The 4,256-nt window shown below is 59.0% G+C and carries 2 protein-coding genes and 1 tRNA gene; 2 read left to right on the top strand and 1 reads right to left on the bottom strand.

What is annotated here, in order from left to right:
- Positions 1 to 1,662 (top strand): 1-deoxy-D-xylulose-5-phosphate synthase (locus tag AC0AP0_RS09575; protein ID WP_490430295.1); only part of this gene is annotated, 1,662 nt, incomplete at its 5' end.
- A 44-nt stretch (positions 1,663 to 1,706) separates the two neighbouring features.
- Positions 1,707 to 1,783, top strand: a tRNA-Arg gene (locus AC0AP0_RS09570).
- 778 nt (positions 1,784 to 2,561) lie between these two features.
- Here AC0AP0_RS09570 and AC0AP0_RS09565 read toward each other — a convergent pair.
- A partial coding sequence (locus tag AC0AP0_RS09565; RefSeq protein ID WP_490430294.1) for a multicopper oxidase domain-containing protein occupies positions 2,562 to 4,256 on the bottom strand: 1,695 nt, incomplete at its 5' end.

Here is a 4,256-nt window from a genome sequence, read left to right as displayed (position 1 = left end):
CACAAGATCCTGACCGGTCGGCGCCGGGCCTACACGGACCCTGAGTCTCAGGAGGATTTGTCCGGATTCACCTCGCCCAAGGAGAGCCCCTACGACGACTTCGTGCTGGGGCACACAGGCACCTCGATCGGCCTGGCCTGTGGGATGGCCGCCCAGCGGGATGCGACCGGCGGCAAGGCCAACATCATCGCCTTCATCGGGGATGGCTCCCTGAGCAGCGGGCCGGCCTTCGAAGGGCTGGACTGGGCTGCTGAACAGGGCGGCAACCTGATTATCGTGGTCAATGACAACGAAATGTCCATCGCCGAGAACCACGGAGGACTCTACAAGAGTCTGGCGGCCCTCCGTGCCAGTGGGGGACGTAGCCCAGACAATCCCTTCCGTGCCCTTGGACTGGACTATAGCTACGTGGAGGAGGGCAACCGGATCGAGGACCTAATCGAAGCCTTCCGTCGGGTCAAGGACATCGATCATCCGGTGGTGGTCCATATTCACACCCGCAAGGGCTTGGGGCTGGGACAGGGCAGTCAGGGGCAGATTGGCCCGACTTCCGTGGCACAGAGCGATGGGAACACAGCTCATATGACTTCCCTGCCCGATTTGCCCGCCGAAGGCCCGGTGGAGGCCAACCACTGGCAGGACGGCTTGGACTCCGTGGACCGCCTGCCCAATTCACGAAAGACTTACGGAAGAATGGCCATGCAGGCCTTGGAGTCCAGGTTCCCACAAGAGCCGGGCCTAACGGTCATCTCCCCCGCCACGCCGCTGTCCAATGGCATCGATCCTGACTTCCGCCAGCGGGCTGGAAACCACTACCGGGACGTGGGCATCGCCGAATCCCACGCGATAGCCTATGCTGCGGGCATCGCCAAGGCCGGAGGCACTCCTGTGGTCGCCACCTCAGCCACCTTCTTCCAGAGGGCCTACGATCAGATTGAGCAGGAGATGGCCTTGAACGGCAGCGCAGTGACTCTCCTGGTTTTCTCCACCGGCATTGCCAAAACCGATGCCACACATTCGGGAACGGCCGACATGGTCATGATGCGGGGCATCCCCGGACTGACCTGCCTGGCTCCGACCAGCGGGGCCGAGTTTCTGGACATGCTGGCCTGGGCCACTGGCCCGGCTCGGCAGCCGGTGGTAATCAGGGTGCCCGGCGAGCGCACACTGGCTACAGAACGGGCCGGGAAGCCGACAGCACCGGCTCCAGATCCCTCGAAGACCGATATTGAATGCGGGTCGGACCCTGCTCCCTGGGATCGCTATCGCATTCTGCAAGAGGGTAAGACCGTAGCCGTGCTGGCTCTCGGCGATGCGCTGCCACTAGGCCGCGACCTTGCAGATTCCTTGGAAAAGTCCATGGGGCTAAAGCCCACACTGGTGGACCCACATCGCTATGACTGCTTGGATGAACAGACCTTAAATGCACTGGCCAGCACCCACTCCCTGGTGGCCACCATCGAGGACGGTCAGCTGGACGGCGGCTGGGGACAGGCAGTGGCTGCCTACTATGGGCCTGCTAAGGTCCGCACCCTGGCCTTCGGAGCGGCCAAGGAGTTCAACGACAGGGTTCCCCAAGCCACCCTGATGGAAAGGTATGGCATGACCGTTCCTGCTATGGCTCAGGCCATCTCGGATGCCCTCGCCGACCAGGCTTCATAGATTTGACCCGCCGGTGGACCAAAGCGGGTACAATGAAAGGGTTTGGCCCCGTAGCTCAGCTGGATAGAGCAACTGACTTCTAATCTGTAGGTCGAGAGTTCGAATCTCTCCGGGGTCACCACTAGTCCTCCCTGCTTCAACCCAAGGAGCAAGGGTTCTTCGTGTTCTTGTCCATCTTGCCATAGCAGCATGTGCTGCCCATGTATGGCCCGCGACGATCGCAGTTGCAGAAGCAATATGGACAAGAAAGACAACCATGAACAATCGGCATCAACCAATAGATCAGCAACCAAGCGACAATCAAGACCCAGCTCAGGCGAGCCAGAATTACTCCGACTACAAGGGATAGGGCCAAGAGCCTTCCAGTCAAAGCTACGAGTCTGCTTCCCCGCAAGGGAATCATTCAACAGCTGCCAACGGGTACCCGAATGCGGATCAATCTTGGCTGGCTTCGAGCACTCAGTGAGGACCACAAAATTCCTACGGGCAAACCGCATATACACCTCAACCCAACGGCACCCACGGACCGACCCAAATTCAGCCTTGGCAACTTCAGACCCAATATGTCAACGGACCGGGCATGTCGAACAAACAGAAGGTCACAGCAGCCATCCCGGCTTTCTTCTTGGACGGCGTCGGCATACACAACTTACCAGATGGACGGCAAGGGCCTCCAGCTGCTGGATTGATCGCTCGGACCCAGTCCACAACTTTCTTATCCGCCTGCGATTTCATGGATGCCTTTGCGTCTTAACCTTCCTGCTTGGAGACGGCAGACAATCAGAAAGACACAGCACAGGCGACAAGGCAGGAACTACCTCTCCAAGTAGTCAAGGATCGGATCAGTTCCGAAACTTGGCAACCATCTGGCTAAAAGCAATGCACGTCGCTTGATCGCTTCACGACACCCGCAGGATGCCATGGGCACCCTTTTCGGCCAGACTCATGACGTGGTTGACTATGGAATAGTCGCCAGGCTGATCGACCTTGAGCTCTACGAAGCCGCCTTGGGCCGGCAGCAAGGGCAGGACCTGTGCTCCGGCTGATGAGTCAGCGGAATTCGCTCCTGAACCTCCGCCTATCAGATAGCGGCCTTCGGTCCAGACCGTATCGAACTGGGTTCCCACGATATGGAAGGACAGCGGCTGGTTGGGGCCGGCATCCAGAACCCAGATGCGGACCCTTTGCCCCTTCTCCAGCTTGAGAGGGTGTGCATCATATTGAAAGGCCCGTCCATTGAAGGTCATGATATCCGGGGTCATGGCCGCTACTTTTTCAGCATCGGCAGTCCCTCCATTGGACCCCAGATAAATCTCGGACTGGACCAGAACATATTCCGCAGCCACTGGTGACAGGGTGCCATCATCCACGACCACAGCTCCATACATGCCGTTGGCTATATGGTTTGACATGGGGTCGCTGCTGCAGTGGTACATCCATATGCCGGCCCGATCAGCAGTAAAGGTGTACAGGAGCTCCTTGCCTGGTTCTATGTTGCGCATCATGGTCTGGGGAACAGCCGGGCCGGCATGAAAGTCAATGGAATGGCTCATGCTTCCCTTGTTTCTGATGGTTACTTCAAAGGTGTCTCCCACACGACCTCTGAGCACCGGACCCTGAGCCAAGGGCCTCGATCCCTTATCCCGTGGATCGTCCGCGTCATCGAAGCTCCAGACCGTGCGCTCAAGCCCTGCTGCAACCTGCTCCTTACGTTCCTTGACATCCAAAGTGTATTTTCTTGTTCCAGCCCTCCCCTGGTCATCCAAAAGTGGAAGAGTGGCCTTGGCAGGTTCGCTCTTCTCAGCCTGCGCCTTGAGTTTGGCTGCTGAAGGGGCCTGGTTGCTGGTCATCTTCCGAGCGGAGGACTGCATTTGCTCGGTAGTCGTTCCACCCTTGGTCTTGACCTTGAGCTCCATGCCCATCTGACGGTGTCCTGCCAGCGAGCACCATCCCAATGTGTCGCCGCCCAGGACTCCCACATCGACCGAGATGCTCTGGCCTACCGGCACGGATCCTGTACTCTTGCCATTGGCGAAAACCAAGTCGTGCCGCTGATCTCCGGTGTTCTGAAAATCTACAACCAGCCGGTCGCCTGCATCAATGGTGATGGTATCCGGCACAAAGGCCATCCCCTTTACCCTGATTGAAGCTCTTCTAGTGTGTCCCGTCGGCTGGATGCTCTTCGACGATGCGTCCTGAACCCCTCCAGTATTGGGCGTTGCCCCGACGGAGACAGCCAGCGCCGGTCGCAGGGCCATCAAGACCACGGCGGCCACCAGGACCAGCACGGTAACCGAGGTGGCAACAAGGTCCGCCCGCAGGGCCAAAGTCCCAACAAGTTCGGTATGCGAATCCTTGGGCTGGCGACGACGGTAGCGTTTGGAAGCCAGGACCTGCTTGCCGCGAGCAGCCAGGTAAACCACGGTCAGCATCATGGAGAGGATTCCCAGGACATTCAGCAGGTTCCCCGCCTTCCACAAGGGCGTGTAGAGCCGGATGGCTCCAAGGAGCCTGATCAGCAAGCCAACCTGCATGAGCGCCCAAGCACCCCAGAGGAGGGGATGAAAAGGCAGAGGCCTGCGAATGACCGAGGG

The organism is Bifidobacterium sp. POST2/T3 (B1), assembly GCF_058197115.1.
Note: the sequence above shows the minus strand (reverse complement) of the source record. Positions and strands in the feature narration are given on the sequence as shown.